Genomic DNA, 14,888 nt, shown 5'->3' with positions numbered 1-14,888 from the left:
TCGCCGTGCGGCGGTGTTAGTCGGGGCACGTCGTGGTGCGGCGGTGCTGGTCGGGTGCGGGTCGCCGTGGGGTGGCGGGGGTCGGGGAGACGTCGCCGTGCGGGTGCGCGGCGTCGTGCAGCAACGATCGGCTCAACGAGTGGCGGGCCGAGGTGAGCAGGGCGACGGCCGGGCCGTCCTCGACGACCCGGCCGTCGTGCAGGACAGCGACCCAATCGGCGAGCCGGGCGACCACCTCCCGGTCGTGGCTGATCACCAACAGGGCGAGGCCGTCCGCCCGGCGCAGCTCGTCGACGAGGGTCAGGATCCGGTCCCTGGTGACAGCGTCGAGGCCGGCGGTGATCTCGTCGCAGATCAGCACCCGGGGGCCGGCGAGCAGGGCGCGGGCCAGGGCGGCCCGGTGCAGTTCCCCGCCGGAGAGCCGCCCCGGGTCGCGGGTCACCAGGTGCCCGGCCAGCCCCACCCGGTCCAGCACGGCGCGGGCCGCCTCGCGGGCCGCGCCGACCGACCGGCCACCCAGCCGTACCGCCGGGCGGGCCACCTGGTCGAGGACCGGCCGCCAGGGGTCGAAGCTGGCCCGCGCGTCCTGGAAGACGTACTGCACTGCGGCCAGGTCGGCGCGGTCCCGCCGGTCCAGGGTGGCGGCCAGCGGCCGGCCGGCCAGCCGGACGGTGCCGGCGCGCGGCCGGTGCAGGCCGGCGACGCACCGGGCCAGGGTGGTCTTGCCGCTGCCGGAGCGGCCGACCAGGGCGAGGCACTCCCCGGCGGCGAGGGTCAGGCCCACCCCCGCCAGCACGGTCCGCCGCCGCCCGTCCCCGGTGTGCTCGGCGACCAGGTCGGCGACCGCGAGCAGGACCGGTCGCTCCCGGACACCGTCCCGGCCGTCGGTCAGGCGTGGCGGGGCGGCGGGGCGCGTCTCGGCGGGCGGTGCGGCGAGCAGCCGGCGGGTCCACTCGTGGCGGGGCGCGGCGAAGACCTCGGCGGTCGGCCCGGCCTCGACCCGTCGCCCCCGGTGCAGGACCAGCATCTCGTCGGCGACCGCCCGGACCAGGTGCAGGTCGTGGCTGAGCAGCAGCACGGCCATCCCGGCCCCGGCCAGCGCGGACAGTTCGGCCGCCACGTCCCGCCGGGTGAGGCTGTCCTGGCCGGTGGTGGGCTCGTCGGCGACGAGCAGGTGGGCCCCGGCCAGCAGGGCGTGCGCGACGACGAGCCGCTGCTGCTGGCCGCCGGAGAGCTGGTGCGGGAAGCGGCGCAGCAGGTCCCGGTCGGTGGGGAGGGCCACCCGGTGCAGGGCCTCGCGCACCGCCCGGCGCGGCCGGTCCCGGCGGTCGCGCCGGGTACCGCCGGGCGGCAGGTGCCGGCGGGCGATCTCGTGCAGCACGGTACCGATGCGGCGGACCGGGTTGAGCACCGCCGACGGCTGCTGGGGGACGTACCCGACGGTGCCCGCCGGTGGCGGGTGCGCCGGGTCGACCGGGCGGCCGGCGACCTCGATGCGGCCGGTCAGCCGGACCCCCGGCCCGACCTCGCCGAGCAGCGCCCGGCCGATGGTGGTCTTGCCGCTGCCGGACATCCCGACCAGGGCGAGCACCCGCCCGGCGGCCAGGGTGAACGAGACGTCGTCGACGAGCCGCCGGCCGCCGGCCTCGGCGCGCAGCGCGGCGACCCGCAACAGCACCCCGCTCACCGTGCGGCCTCCCCACCGGATGCGGTGGTAAGAAGGGGACCCTTCTCTACCGTATGCGTTAACAGGGGGCCCTTCCTTACCAGCTCGTCGGTGAGGAGGTTGACGCCGACGGCGAGGGCGACGACGAGGAGCGCGGGCGCCACCACCGCCCACGGTTGCAGGGCCAGGCCGGCCCGGTTGCGGTCCACCATCACCGCCCAGTCGGCGGCGTCCGGGGCCACCCCGATGCCGAGGAAGCTGGCGGTGGCGACCAGGTACAGCGCGCCGATGAAGCGGACTCCGGCGTCGGCCAGCAGCACCCGCCGGACCCCCCGACCGACGTACCCGACCGCGCGACGCCACCAGCTCTCCCGGTACAGCCGCATCGCCTCCATCGCCGGCCCGTGGGCCAGCGGCAGCGCGGCGGCCCGGCTGATCCGGGCCACCTCGGGCAGGCCGATCAGGGCGACGATCAGCACCAGGGTCACCGGCCCGCGCGGCGCGGTCGCGGAGAGCAGGATCAACAGCAGCAGCGCCGGTACCGCGAGGAGCAGGTCCAGCGGGCGCATCAGCAGCTCGTCCAGCCAGCGCCGCCGGGTGGTCGCGGCCCACCACCCCAGGGGTACGCCGAGCAGGTACGCCAGGGCGGTGGCGGCGACCGCCACCCCGACCACGGACCGTCCCCCGAGCAGGAGCTGGTCCAGCACGTCCCGACCGACGAAGTCCGTCCCGAGGGGACCGTCGGCGGTGAACGGCCGGCCCCGCTCCGCCGGGTCACCGGCGAGCACCGGCCCGACCAGGGCGACCAGCAGCGGCACGGCGAGCAGCACCGTGCCGGTGGCCGCCCGCCGCCGGCCGCGTGCCGCGCTCACCGGGCCGCCGGTGGCCGCCCGGCCCCGCCCGCGCGCCGCGCTCACCGGGCCACCGGGGCAGCCGGCGCGAGCCGGAACGCCACCAGGTCGGCGGCGAGGTTCACGGTGACGGTGACCACGGCGACCAGCACGCAGAGGCCCTGGATCGTGGGGACGTCCCGGGCGGTGACCGCGTCGACCAGGGCGGTGCCCAGGCCGGGGACGACGAAGACCGCCTCCACCACGATCACCCCGCCGAGCAGCCAGTCGGTGGTGCGGGCGAGCTGCTGCACCACCGGGGCGAGGGCGTTGGGCAGCGCGTGGCCCAGCCAGAGCCGGTGGCCCGGCACGCCGAGCCGCCGGGCGTGCGCCACGTACGCCGAGCCGGCCGCCTCGATCATCCCGGCCCGGGTGAGCCGGCTGAGCGAGCAGACCGGCCGGGCCAGCAGCACCACCAGCGGCAGGACCAGGACGGCCGGCTGGGCCAGCAGGTTCCCGCCGGTGCCGACGGCGGTCGGCGGGAACCAGCCGAGGCGCACCCCGAAGAGGGCGACCAGCAGGACCGCCAGGGCGAACTCGGGGATCGCGTACAGGCCCACCACGACGGCCGACAGCGCCCGGTCCAGCCGGCCGCCCTCGCGGCGGGCGGCGAGCATCCCCACCCCGAGCGCCAGCGGGACGAGCAGCAGCAGGGTGAGCACGGCGAGCAGCACGGTGGGGCCGGCGTTGCCGGTGAGCACGTCGGCGACCGGGCGGCCGGAGACCAGCGAGACGCCCAGGTCGCCCCGGAGCAGGTCGGCCAGCCAGTCCAGGTACCGCTGCCAGGCCGGCCGGTCCAGCTCCAGGGCGGTCCGGACGGCGGCGATCCGCTCCGGGTCGGGCTGGTCCCCGGCGATCACCACGGCGGCGTCCCCGGGCAGCGCCTCGGTCAGCACGAAGACCAGGGTGGCGACGCCGACCACCTGGCCCAGGCCGAGCAGCAGCCGCCCGGTCGCGTACCGGGGCAGGCTCAACCCAGCCAGACCTTGTCGAAGCGGGCCCAGTCCAGTGTGTTGGCGGGGGCGTCGGCGGCCACCCCGCCGACCCTCGGCGCGCTGGCGACCAGGAAGTCGGCGAAACCCCAGATCAGGAAGCCGCCCTCGGCGTGCAGCATCCGCTGCATGTCGCCGTACGCCTGCCGGCGGGTGCCCTCGTCGGCGCTGGAGATCGCGCGGACGTAGAGGGCGTCGAAGTCGGGGCGGGCCCACCCGGTGGCGTTGGTGGTGCTGTTGGTCAGCAGCCGCTGGGAGATGTGCGTCTCGATCGGCATCGCGCCGGAGCGGTAGCAGGCCAGCACCCCACCGTCGAGGATGTCCTTCCAGTAGGTGTCCTTGTTGCCGGTGGTCGGCACGACGGTCAGCCCGACCTTGCTCGCCTGCTCGGCGAATGTGCTGGCCGCCTCGACGAAGCCGCTGGCCACGGCGGCGGTGTCCAGCTTGACGGTGAGCCCCCGGGCGCCCGCCCGGTCGATCAGGAACCGGGCCCGGTCCAGGTCCGGGGTGCGCTGCGGGATGTCGTCGGCGTAGTACTGGTACCCCTTGCCGTACAGGTCGTTGCCGATCTGCCCGGCGCCGGAGAGCACCGTGTCGACGAGTTGCTGCCGGTCGGTGAGCAGGAACATCGCCTCGCGCAGGTCCCGGTCGTCGAAGGGCGGCCGGTCCACCTTCATCGTGAAGCCCTGCATGGTGCTGTTCGGCATCCGGGTGACGCGCACCCGGTCGTCGCGCTCGTAGGTACGGGCGGTGGTCGGGGTGACGTCGTGCGCGTACTCCACCTGACCGCCGAGCAGCGCGTTGATCCGGGCCGACTCCTCGTTGCCGGTCAGGTACTCCAGCTCGTCCAGGTACGGCGCGCCGTCCCAGTGGTCGTCGTAGCGCCCGAGCAGCAGGCTGCGCCCCGGCTGGAACGAGTCGAACCGGAACGGGCCGGAGCCGATCGGCCGGTCGAAGTTCTCCGTTCCCTCCGGCACCACGTACGCGCCGAAGGTGGCCAGCAGGTTCGGGAACTCGGCGTACGGCCGGACCAGGGCGAACTCGATCTGCCGGTCGGTCACCGCCCGGCTGGCGGGCAGGTCGATCAGGGCCAGGCTGGCCCGCGCCCGGAAGGCCCGCTTCGGGTCGGCGATCCGGGCGTAGCTGTACAGCACGTCCCGGGCGCGGACCGGGCTGCCGTCGTGGAAGGTGGCCTCCCGCAGGGTGACCCGCCACCGGGTCAGGTCGGCGTTCGGCTCCCAGCCGCTGGCCAGCCGGGGCACGATCGAGACGTCCCCGCCGTAGTCGGCGAGCTTGTCGAAGACCGCCTTGGCCCGCGACGCCTCGTTGAACAGGTTGGCCAGGTGCGGGTCGAGGGTCTCGTTCGCGCCGCCCCCGGCGAAGGCGGCGCGCAGCCGCCCGCCCCGGCGCGGCGAGCCGGGCCCCGGGGCGGGTGCGGCCGGCCCGCCGCCGCAGCCGGTCAGCGCGGCGGTGGAGAGGGCGACCGCGCCGCCGAGCAGCGCCCGCCGGCTCACGGTCGGCGTACGGATGGAGGGGTTCATGGGTGGTTCCTTTCCTGGCACGGATGGTCCGGCCGTGCCGTCAGCACGGGATGTTCTCGGCGCGGCGGCGGGCGACCAGGTGCAGCCGGTCCCCGGTGAGCCCGCCGCCCAGGGCGGCGTCCGCCCGCCACGGCGGGTCGGTACGCGGGCCGGGGGTGTCGAAGAGGGCGAGCACGTCGAACCCGGCGGTGTCCAGCCGGTGCCGCAGCTCCATCGGGAAGAGCAGCCGCCACGCGGAGGTCTGCACCAGCGGGTCGGGACAGCCGGGCCAGGTCCACGTCCGCCTCCGTCGCAGCAACTGCTCAGCGTGGTCGATCCACAACAGAGTGTGCGACGTGTACGGGGTGCCGCGCCAGCGCACCGTCCGGGTCCGGACCCCGTCGAGCAGCTCCGCGCCACCGCCCCCGAGGAAGTACGCGCCGTTGCGCATCTCGGCGACCAGCAGCCCGCCCGGCCTCAGGTGGGCGTGACAGCGGTCGAGGAAGGCGGTGAGGTCGGCGTTGCCGTGGCAGTACAGCAGGGCGCTGTCCAGGCAGGTCACCACGTCGAAGCGGGCGGGCAGGGCGAAGTCGCGCAGATCGGCCTCGACGAAGCGCACGCCGGGGTGCCGCTGCCGGGCGTAGGCCAGCATCCGGGGCGAGATGTCGAGCCCGGTCACCGCCCAGCCCAGCCCGGCCAGGTACCCGGCGTCCCGGCCGGTGCCGCAGCCCACGTCGAGCAGCCGCCACCCGGCCGCTGCCGGCGGGGCGTACCGGTCGACCAGGTCGGCGACGAACCGGCCGGCGAGGTGTTCCGGGTCGGGGAACTGCGTCTCGTACAGCTCGGGGTTGTCGGTGAGCAGGTTCGCCGAGTCGACCACCGGCCCTGTTTCCTCGATCACGACCGGCCCTCCCCGGCGACGGCGGTGGCGGCGGTGGCGGGTACGGCCGGCGCGGGCCTCGGGTCGAGCCACCCGGCCCGGTGCAGCAGCGCCACCGCCCCGGCCGAGGCCAGCCCCAGCCCGGCGCAGAGCAGCCAGGCCACCGGCGGCACGGCCCCGTCGCCGCCGTCCATGGCCCGGCCGACGGCCGCTGTCCCGGCCGCCGCCACCACCCCGGAGACCAGGTAGAACAGTCCGAAGTAGGTGCCGGTCAGCCCGTCCCGGGCGAACGCCGGGATCAGCTCCAGCACGAACGGCTGGGCGACCAGCACCCCGACCGCGAGCAGCAGCGCCGCGCCGAGCACCGGCAGCAGCCGCACCGGAGCCGGGCCGGGCAGCGTGACCAGCGGCAGCAGGAAACCGGCCCCCAGGACGGCCAGCCCGAGCGCGATCGCCGGCCCCCGGGCCGTCCGCCGCTGCAACCAGGCGGTGACCGGCACCTGCCAGGCCAGGGTGGCGACGGTGGAGACCACGAAGAGCGCGGCGACCGCCGCCGGGTGCCCGGCGGCCTGCTCGGCGTGCACCGGCAGCACCAGGTAGAGCTGGTTCTGCGCGGCGTACAGGGCACTCAGGGCGAGGGTGAAGGCGAGGAACCGGCGGTCGGTGGCGCACTCCCGCCAGTCGCCGAGCACGCTCTGCCCGCTGGCCACCCTCGGCTGCGCCGGCAGGACCAGCACCTGGGCGACGGTGAGCACCGCGAAGATCCCGGCCGCGCCGAGCGCGGCGGCCCGGAAGTCGACGAGCAGCAGCGCCCCGCCGAGCAGCGGCCCGACCAGGGAGCCGGCGCTGGCGAAGACGTTGAACAGGGCGAACGCCTCGGCCCGCCGGTCCGGGGCGGCCTGCGCCAGGTACGTCCGGACCGCCGGGTTGAACAGCGCCCCGGCCAGCCCGGAGAGCACCGAGGCGGCGAGCAGCACCGGCAGCGACACCCCGACCGCGAACAGCCCGAACCCGACGGTCCGCAGCGCGCAGCCGGCGATGATCACGCCTCGGGAGCCGAGCCGGTCGGCGGCGGTGCCGCCCAGCAGGAACAGCCCCTGCTGGCTGAGGTTGCGCACGCCGAGGATCAGCCCGATCAGCGCGGCGGAGAGCCCGACGTCGTCGGCGAGGTACCCGGCGAGGAAGGGCAGCAGCAGGTAGAAGCCGACGTTGACGCCGAACTGGTTGACCACCAGCAGTTGGATCGCCGGGGAGAAGCCGCGCAGCGTCCGCCAGGTCGCGGTCACCGGGCCACCCCCGCATCGCCCGGTCCCGGGTCGGCTCGCCGGGGCGTCACGCCCAGACCGGGCGTACCGGTCGGGCGCAACGTCCCGTCGTGGCCACCGAGGCCGGTCCACGGGTCGTCGGCCAGCAGCAGGTGCCCGTCCAGGTCGACCCAGCGGGCGTACCCGGCGAGGTGCAGCGCCGGGGCGATGCCGAGCGAACTGGTGACCAGGCAGCCGAGCATGACCGCCAACCCGTGCCCGCGGGCGGCGGCGACGATCCGGGTGGCGGCCCGGATCCCGCCGCACTTCGCGAGCTTGACGTTCACCCCGGCCACCGCGCCGGCGAGCCGGGGCAGGTCGGCCTCGGTGGCCGCGTCCTCGTCGGCGACCACCGGCACCGGGGTGCGGGCGGCCACCCAGGCCAGCCGGTCCACCCGACCGGCCGGTACCGGCTGCTCGACCATCTCCACCCGGTACCGGGCCAGCGCGTCGAGCCGCCGGACGGCCTGCTCGGGGGTCCAGCCGCCGTTCGGGTCGAGCAGCAGCCGGGCGTCCGGCGCGGCGGCCCGTACCGCCGCGACCCGGGCCACGTCGTGGTCGTCGCCCGCCTTCACCTTCAGCACCCCGAACCCGGCGGCGGCCAGCCGGCCGGCGGCCATCCCCGCCGCCGCCGGGGCCACCAACCCGACGGTGTACGCGGTCGGCACCGCCCCCGGCTCCGGCGCCCCGACCAGGCGGTGCACCGGCTGCCCGGCGAGCCGACCGAGCAGGTCGTGCACGGCGGCGTCGAGCGCGGCCACGACGCCGGGTTGGCAGCCGGTGGCGAGGGCCGGCAGGTCGGCGCGGAGCGCCGCCGGGTCCGGGTACCCGGCGATCCGGTCGACCAGCCCGGTCAGCTCGGTGTCGATCCGGGCCCGGTCCAGGCCGAGGAACCGGCTGGTGACCACCTCGCCGTGCCCGGTGACCCCGGCGTGCGCCAGGCTCACCTGGACGGCGTCCCGCCGGTCCATGGTGGACCGGGAGATCCGCAGCGGCTCACGCAGCACCAGCGGGTACGCCCGCCACCGCAGCCTCATGCCGGCACCCGCGCGGCCCGGTCCGGGGCGACGGTGCCGGCCGGGACCGGCGTGGCCCCGGCACCGGTCGCCGCCGGGGCGAGGACGGTCCGGCAACGGCTCCACCGGGTCACCTCGACCGCCCACGGGTGCGGGATCTCCACCGGATGTCCCCGGGTCGGGCCGGGCAGCCCGTGCCGGGCGCACCAGCCGTCGTCGTAGATCGAGTCGAGGTACCGGTGCGGGCCGTCAGGGAAGACCGCCAGCACCCGGGCCCCCGGCTCGGTACGCGCCACCCAGGCGGCGACCCGGGCCGCCGCCCCGGTGCTCCAACCGCCGGTGACGAAGGCGTACCGGGCCAGCCGGCGGCAGCTCTCCACCGCCTCGCCCGGCCCCACCCAGTGCACCTCGTCGAAGGCGGCGTGGTCCACGTTGCCGGGGTGGATGCTGCTGCCCAGCCCGCGCATCAGCCGGGGCCGGGCGGGCTGGCCGAAGATGGTCGACCCGACGGTGTCCACCCCGACCAGGCGCAGCCGGGGCCAGTGCCGGCGCAGCGCGCGGGCCACCCCGGCGCTGTGCCCGCCGGTGCCCACGCTGCAGACCAGCACGTCCACCCCGTCGACCTGGCGGGCCAGCTCGTCGGCGAGCCCGGCGTACCCGGTCGCGTTGTCCGGGTTGTGGTACTGGTCCGGCCACCACGCCCCGGGCAGCCCGGCCCGGACGGCGGCGAGCCGGTCCAGCCGGGCCCGCTGCCAGCCGCCGACCGGGTCGGGGCGCTCGACGACCTCCAGCCGGGCCCCGTACGCCCGCAGCAGGGCGCGCATCGACGGTTCCAGCTCCCGGTCCACCACCAGGTGCACGGGGTGGCCGAGGGCCTGCCCGGCCAGCGCCAGCCCGATGCCGAGGGTGCCGCTTGTCGACTCGACCACCGGGGCACCCGGGCGCAGCTCGCCCCGGGTCCGGGCCCCGGTCAGCATGGCGACCGCCGCGCGGGCCTTCATCCCGCCGGGGCTGGCGTACTCCACCTTGGCCCAGAACCCGCCGTGCCGGTACGGCAGCGGGACCTGCACGTACGTCACCGGGGTCCGGCCGACCAGGGCGAGCAGCTCCGGGGCGCTCACGCCGCCGCCCGGTACCGGTAGACGGTGCTCGGCCCGCCGTCGAGCCAGAAGAACGGGTACGGCTCCGCCGAGACGGCGGTCAGCCCGGCACCGAGGAACCGGGGCAGCACCGCGCTGCCGGTCTGGGCGAAGGCGACCAGCGGCTTGCCGGTGTCCCGGGCGTGCGCCAGCAGCGGCTCGAAGGTCCCGTTGCCCAGCGTCATGCCGGAGACCAGCAGCGCGTCGCAGCCGGCGAGCAGCGGGGCCGGGTCGGGTCGGCACGGCTCGCCCCACTCGGTGCTGCCGCCGGCCCGGTCGCAGGGCAGGTAGCGCAGCCCCCGCTCGCGCAGCCCGGCGAGCAGCGAGTTGACCACCCCGACCACCAGCACCGTCGCGCCCGGGTCGACCGGCAGCAGCTCCAGCACGGCCGCCGCCCGCGCGGTCGACTTGGCCAGCGACGACCCGCCGGGCACCAGCACCGGGTCCGGGCAGGCGTCCGCGTGCGGCCGGACCGCCATCAGGTACGCGTCCAGCGCGGCCACCCGGACCGGGGCGAGCGGGTGGGCCAGCAGCTCGGCGACGGTCATCCCGACGCAGTCGTACGCCACCTCGTCGGGCAGCTCGCCCGGCTCCACGGCGCAGCAGCCGACCGCCGCACCGACCCGCAGGCTCAGCACGTGGTTGCGGTACGCCCGGCCCCGACCGGCGTGCCGGGCGCCCTGCCGGGTGACGAAACCGACGCTGACCCGCGAGCGCGTCGGGTCCGGCCCGAGCCGTCCGGCCAGCGCCGCCGCCACCAGGTCGACCACCGACCGGTACGCCCCGACGCTGGTGGGGGCGCTCACGCCGGCACCCCGGCCAGCTCGTCGGCGTACCGGACGCCGAGTCCGGCCACCAGCTCCTCGGCGGCGGCGAGCGCCCCGGCCCCGGTGGTGTCCACCGTGGTCACGTGCCCGAGGTAGCTGTTGTTGCTGCTGGCGTCGTCGGTGCGGTGCCCGGCCGGCTTGACCGCGTGGTCCACCACCCGCCGGTCGACGGCGAGCCGGTCGGTGCCGGTGATCGCGGCGACGGTACCGGCCCGGGGCGGCAGCAGGAAGGCGATGGCGGCGCTGCGTACCCCGGTGTCGGTGGGGGTGAGGTCCGGGCGCTCGCCGAGCGCGAGCTGCGCGTACGCCATCGGCAGGTCGACGCCGGTGACCCGGCGGACCAGCTCGGTGATCTGGTTGCCGGCGGGCCGGGGATTGATCTCGACCACCCGGGGGCCGGCCGGGGTCAGCCGCAGCTCGGTGTGCGCCACCCCGTGGTCGAGGCCGACGGCGGCGAGGGCCGCGACGGCGGTGTCGGCGGCGGCGCGGGCGGTGGCCGGCGGCAGGTCGGCGGGGAAGTCGTGGCCGCTCTCCACGAACCAGGGCGCCCCGGCGAGGCGCTTGCCGGTCGCCCCGACGACGGTGGTCGCCCCGGCCAGGGTGACCGTCTCGACGCTCACCTCCGGGCCGGTGAGCAACTCCTCCAGCAGGATCAGCGGCACCCGGGCCTGCCGGCGGGCGTTGACCGGGAACCCGGCGAGCGCGTCCACGGCGGCCCGCAGCCCGGCGGGGTCGTCGACCCGCCGCACGTGCATCCCGGCGCAGAGGTCGACCGGCTTGACGACCAGCGGGTACCCGATCCGGTCGGCGGCGGCGACCGCCTCCGTCCAGCCCTCGGCGACGGCGAAGGCGGGGCCGGGCACCCCCGCCCGGTGCAGCGCGTCCCGGGCCAGGTCCTTGCGGTACGCCCGCTCGACGGCGGCGGGGTCGGCGCCGGGCAGCCCGAGGTGGTCGGCGAGCCGGGCGACCGTGCCGAGGTAGTAGTCGCAGGAGGTGAGCACCCCGTCGAAGCCGAACGTGTCGTGCAGCCGGGCCGCGTGTGCCAGCAGCGCCGGTACGTCGTTGGTCTCGGTGGTGAGCACGTTCTCCGCCGCCAGCAGGGGGTGGATCGTCCCGGCGGGGGTGGCGCGCAGGTAGTGGTGCAGATCCCGGGTGAGGAACGTGAACCGGTGCCCGGCCTCCCGGATGGCTCTCGGCAACAGGGCGCTCATCGCGCCCACCCAACTCTCCACGACCAGCAGATGACCCATCACGACTCCCGTCCGTCTCCCCAGCCACCCCCATCTTGTTGGAAATGGTTTTCGTTGTAAAGGCCCCCCGGCAAGTCGCGCCCCAGCGTGTCGCCCTCCGGCGCCCCCGGTTGATCATGGAGTTACCGTTGCCGAGCGTCGGATTCGGTGACGTCAACTCCATGATCAACTTCAGCGGAGTGGGAGTGGATGACGGAGCGGGCGGTGGTGGCGGCGTGGCAGTCGGGCACCCGGCAGATCGGGCACCGGCCGTCCGCGCCGGGACGGTGGTCGCGGAGGATCCAGCGGGCGGAGAGGATCAGCCGGTTGCGGACCTGGGCCGGCGAGAGGCTCGGCCCGGTCACCGGGCCACCCCGACCGTCGCTGTCCCCGTCGCCACCCCGGCCGCTGCCGCCAGTCGGGCCACCCCGGCCAGGGCCGGTCCGTCGCGGTACACCTCGGCGAGCACCCGGCGTCCCGCCGGTCGCCAGCGGACCTCCGCCGCCGCGATCCGGTCCGCCTCCACCAGCGTCCGTCCCGCTCCGGCCAGGTCACCGAGTTGGAGGTACGCCCGGGTGACGTCCACCAGGTACGCCGCCCGGTGCTCAGCCGGCAGCCGCCCCCACGGCTCTTGCCCGGTCACCTGCTCGTGCCGCCGTACCGCCCGCCCCGGGTCACCCAACCCGGCCGCCGTCACGACCTCGGCCAGCGCTACAGCGGCCGACCCGAAGCCGGTCCGGTGCTGGTCGCAACCGTCGCCGACCCGCTCGGCAACCCCGGCCGCCTGATCGAGCAGATCCGCCACACCACGCTCGTCACCACAGCCGGCAGCAGCATGCGCCCCCTCCACCAGCAACGCCCCCCACACCCCCGCCCCGCCGCCCCCCCCGCCCCGCCGCCCCCCGCCCCGCCGCCCCCCGCCCCGCCGCCCCCCGCCCCGCCGCCCCCCGCCCCGGTGATCATGGAGTAGCCATGACCGTGGGCCGGATTTGGTGACGCGAACCTCATGATCAACCCGGTGGGGTGGGAGTGGATGGCGGGGAGGGTGGTGGTGAGGGCCAGGTGAGGGCGGTTGAGGGCGCGCAGGGCCTGGGCGAGGTGTACCGCGGCGGTGGCGGCCAGCATCGGATCGGCCGCTGCCGTCGCCATCGCCCGATCCGCCGCCAGCCAGGCGAGGTCGGCTTCCCCGAGCTTCACCAACACCGACGCGGCGATCCGGTACACCTGGACCAGCGGTCCCGACCCTGGCACCCGATCGACGGCGTGCAGCCGCTGGGCGGCGTCGAGCAGCCCCGGCAGCGCCCGGACCACCTGCGGGTAGTGCCCGTGCTGGTAGGTCAACCAGGCATGCTCGACCTGCTGCTCCACCTCGTGTGCCGGCGGGCAGCGCCCCGGCCCGCCGACCCGGAACACCTCGTACCGGGCGAGCGCCGTGCGGATCGTGTCCACGCCGTTCATGCCCGCGTCGATTCGTGACGGTGGCGGGACGTCCAGCCCGAGCAGCACGAGTGGATCGACCCGCAGCGCCGCACCGATCTCCTGGATCACCGGGAACCTGTGCAGCGCCCGGACGCCCCGCTCGACCTTGTCCACCCAGCTCTTCGACTTGCCGATCCGGTCGGCGAGCATCTGCTGGGTCATCCGCCGCCGTACCCGCCACCGCGCGACCTGCCGGCCGATCGGCATCTCACCGCTGTCCACGACGCCACCGCCGGTCCGACACCGCCCGGGTGGTCTCCTCCACCGGTATTCGTTCCGCCTCGGCCAGCTCCAGAATCCGCCGCTTCGCGGCCTCGTGCTCGGCTGCCTGGATCTGCTCGCCCCGGCTCGCCCCTGGATCGCGTCGCGCTTCGCCCACCTGAAACCCCTCGGGAAGGACGCGGCGGCGTTGGTTCCAGGCAGGAACACCACCGCCACGTCGGCTCGGGGCGCGACCGCAGTCGCATCGGTGCAGATGAAACAGGTGTACGTCGCGCCCGTGACCGAGACGCTACGGAGAGTGCGATCAGTTGCTGGAACGCTTACTACTCCAACGTCACTTGGCTTCGGCGTTGGGCGTGGCGTAGGCATGAGGACGGCCACCGCGTTGATCATCGATGGTTTGTGAGGACAATCGAAGATCGTGCGGTGGCCGCGGGCCACAGCGTAGACCCCGCCGGGTGGCGGGTCATCCTGGACGAGGCGATGAGGCGTGTCGCGGGCCGGTTCGTGCGGGCCGAGCCGCGGGCGACGGCCGGGCAGTTCGTAGCAGGGCTGCTGTCGGAGGCCGAACGAAAGACCTGCTGGTCGCTTGCGGAGCGGGCGGGTCACGGGGATCCACAGGCGATGCAGCGGCTGCTGCGCACGGCGGTGTGGGACGCCGACGCCGTCCGCGATGACCTGCGTGAGTGGCTGATCGAGCAGCTCGGCCATCCCGACGCGGTGCTGGTGACCGACGAGACCGGGTTCTTGAAGAAGGGCGTGTGCTCGGTCGGGGTGCAGCGGCAGTACACCGGCACCGCCGGCCGGATCGAGAACAGTCAGGTCGCAGTGTTCCTGGCCTACGTGACACCTGCCGGCCGGGCGATGATCGACCGCCGGCTCTACCTACCCGAGACGACCTGGTGCGACCAGCCCGACCGCCTCGCCGCCGCCGGGGTCCCGGACGACGTCGAGTTCGCCACGAAGCCCGCTCTGGCCCGGCAGATGATCGCCGCCGCGTTGGATGCCGGAGTCCCGTTCGCATGGGTGACCGGGGACGAGGTCTACGGCGCCGACCCCGCCCTCCGCGACAACCTGGAACATCGCGGGATCGGCTACGTCCTCGCGGTCGGCTGCGACCGACGCGTGCACGTCAACGACGGCCGCACCCTGATCCGCGTCGACGACCTCGCCGAGCGGATCCCCACCGCCGAGTGGCAGCTGCACAGCTGCGGACCCGGAGCGAAAGGACCACGCGACTACCTGTGGGCCTGGATCACCACCGCCACCCAGCCCGGTGAACACCGGTGGCTGCTGATCCGCCGCAACCGCACCACCGGCGAGCTGGCCTTCTACCTGTGCTGGTCACCCCGCCCGGTGCCGCTGCACACCCTCGTGACCGTCGCCGGCTCCCGCTGGAGCATCGAGGAGCTGTTCCAGACCGGCAAAGGCCAGGTCGGCCTGGACCACTACCAGGTCCGCGGCTGGACCGGCTGGCACCGGTTCATCACCCTGGCCATGCTCGCCCTGGCCGTCCTGACCATCCTCGCCGCGCAGCAGCCCGACACCGACCCGGAGATCATCGCGCTGACCGTCGCCGAGATCCGCCGCCTCCTCAACGCCTTCATCCTCGCCGCATCGCTCCCGCCAGAACACACACTGCACTGGTCAATCTGGCGACGCACATCCCAAGCCCGAGCCCGCCGATCCCACTACCAGCGCAGACAGGCCAAGTGACGTTGGAG

Annotated in this window: 15 protein-coding genes; 1 reads left to right on the top strand and 14 read right to left on the bottom strand. The window is 75.6% G+C overall.

The genetic code is table 11. The features are described from left to right. Positions 1-16 precede the first annotated feature (16 nt). The 14 genes from ACQUFX_RS23000 to ACQUFX_RS22935 all read right to left on the bottom strand — a co-directional run bounded on the left by ACQUFX_RS23000 (position 17) and on the right by ACQUFX_RS22935 (position 13,321). Positions 17-1,687, bottom strand: coding sequence for an ABC transporter ATP-binding protein (locus tag ACQUFX_RS23000; RefSeq protein ID WP_428962387.1), 1,671 nt, complete (start codon positions 1,685-1,687; stop codon positions 17-19). After that, complete coding sequence (locus tag ACQUFX_RS22995) at positions 1,684-2,583, bottom strand: ABC transporter permease subunit (protein WP_428962386.1); 900 nt, start codon at positions 2,581-2,583, stop codon at positions 1,684-1,686. The genes ACQUFX_RS23000 and ACQUFX_RS22995 overlap by 4 nt, the downstream gene beginning before the upstream one ends. Then, positions 2,580-3,530, bottom strand: coding sequence for an ABC transporter permease (locus ACQUFX_RS22990; protein ID WP_428962385.1), 951 nt, complete (start codon positions 3,528-3,530; stop codon positions 2,580-2,582). The genes ACQUFX_RS22995 and ACQUFX_RS22990 overlap by 4 nt, the downstream gene beginning before the upstream one ends. Further along, complete coding sequence (locus ACQUFX_RS22985) at positions 3,527-5,089, bottom strand: ABC transporter substrate-binding protein (protein ID WP_428962384.1); 1,563 nt, start codon at positions 5,087-5,089, stop codon at positions 3,527-3,529. Before ACQUFX_RS22985 ends, ACQUFX_RS22990 begins: the two co-directional genes overlap by 4 nt. Positions 5,090-5,129: 40 nt before the next feature. Beyond that, positions 5,130-5,969: a class I SAM-dependent methyltransferase gene (locus ACQUFX_RS22980; protein ID WP_428962383.1), complete on the bottom strand. Its 840-nt coding sequence runs from the start codon at positions 5,967-5,969 to the stop codon at positions 5,130-5,132. Continuing rightward, positions 5,966-7,234: an MFS transporter gene (locus tag ACQUFX_RS22975; RefSeq protein WP_428962382.1), complete on the bottom strand. Its 1,269-nt coding sequence runs from the start codon at positions 7,232-7,234 to the stop codon at positions 5,966-5,968. The genes ACQUFX_RS22980 and ACQUFX_RS22975 overlap by 4 nt, the downstream gene beginning before the upstream one ends. Then, positions 7,231-8,289 carry a dipeptide epimerase gene (locus ACQUFX_RS22970; RefSeq protein ID WP_428962381.1) on the bottom strand — a complete coding sequence of 353 codons (1,059 nt, stop codon included), beginning with the start codon at positions 8,287-8,289 and terminating at the stop codon, positions 7,231-7,233. The genes ACQUFX_RS22975 and ACQUFX_RS22970 overlap by 4 nt, the downstream gene beginning before the upstream one ends. After that, on the bottom strand, positions 8,286-9,389 hold the full coding sequence (locus tag ACQUFX_RS22965) for a PLP-dependent cysteine synthase family protein (protein WP_428962380.1): 1,104 nt from the start codon (positions 9,387-9,389) through the stop codon (positions 8,286-8,288). The genes ACQUFX_RS22970 and ACQUFX_RS22965 overlap by 4 nt, the downstream gene beginning before the upstream one ends. After that, positions 9,386-10,213 carry a Rossmann-like domain-containing protein gene (locus ACQUFX_RS22960; protein ID WP_428962379.1) on the bottom strand — a complete coding sequence of 276 codons (828 nt, stop codon included), beginning with the start codon at positions 10,211-10,213 and terminating at the stop codon, positions 9,386-9,388. Before ACQUFX_RS22960 ends, ACQUFX_RS22965 begins: the two co-directional genes overlap by 4 nt. Next, positions 10,210-11,484 (bottom strand): ATP-grasp domain-containing protein, encoded by a 1,275-nt coding sequence (locus tag ACQUFX_RS22955; protein ID WP_428962378.1) that lies wholly within the window; start codon positions 11,482-11,484, stop codon positions 10,210-10,212. Before ACQUFX_RS22955 ends, ACQUFX_RS22960 begins: the two co-directional genes overlap by 4 nt. Positions 11,485-11,606: 122 nt before the next feature. Beyond that, complete coding sequence (locus tag ACQUFX_RS22950) at positions 11,607-11,828, bottom strand: hypothetical protein (RefSeq protein WP_428962377.1); 222 nt, start codon at positions 11,826-11,828, stop codon at positions 11,607-11,609. After that, positions 11,825-12,106: a hypothetical protein gene (locus tag ACQUFX_RS22945; RefSeq protein ID WP_428962376.1), complete on the bottom strand. Its 282-nt coding sequence runs from the start codon at positions 12,104-12,106 to the stop codon at positions 11,825-11,827. Before ACQUFX_RS22945 ends, ACQUFX_RS22950 begins: the two co-directional genes overlap by 4 nt. Positions 12,107-12,174: 68 nt before the next feature. Next, on the bottom strand, positions 12,175-13,164 hold the full coding sequence (locus tag ACQUFX_RS22940) for a helix-turn-helix domain-containing protein (protein ID WP_428962375.1): 990 nt from the start codon (positions 13,162-13,164) through the stop codon (positions 12,175-12,177). After that, the gene (locus ACQUFX_RS22935) at positions 13,151-13,321 is read right to left on the bottom strand and encodes a hypothetical protein (protein ID WP_428962374.1); all 171 of its coding nucleotides are present in this window, start codon (positions 13,319-13,321) and stop codon (positions 13,151-13,153) included. Before ACQUFX_RS22935 ends, ACQUFX_RS22940 begins: the two co-directional genes overlap by 14 nt. Before the next feature lie 326 nt (positions 13,322-13,647). Here ACQUFX_RS22935 and ACQUFX_RS22930 point away from each other — a divergent pair, with 326 nt between their 5' ends. Beyond that, positions 13,648-14,880, top strand: a complete 1,233-nt coding sequence (locus tag ACQUFX_RS22930; RefSeq protein WP_428962373.1) for an IS701 family transposase — start codon at positions 13,648-13,650, stop codon at positions 14,878-14,880. The last annotated feature ends 8 nt before the right edge of the window (positions 14,881-14,888 follow it).

It is taken from the genome of Micromonospora fluostatini, from assembly GCF_050410825.1.
GTDB classification, from domain to species: Bacteria; Actinomycetota; Actinomycetes; order Mycobacteriales; family Micromonosporaceae; genus Micromonospora; species Micromonospora rosaria.
Note: the sequence above shows the minus strand (reverse complement) of the source record. Positions and strands in the feature narration are given on the sequence as shown.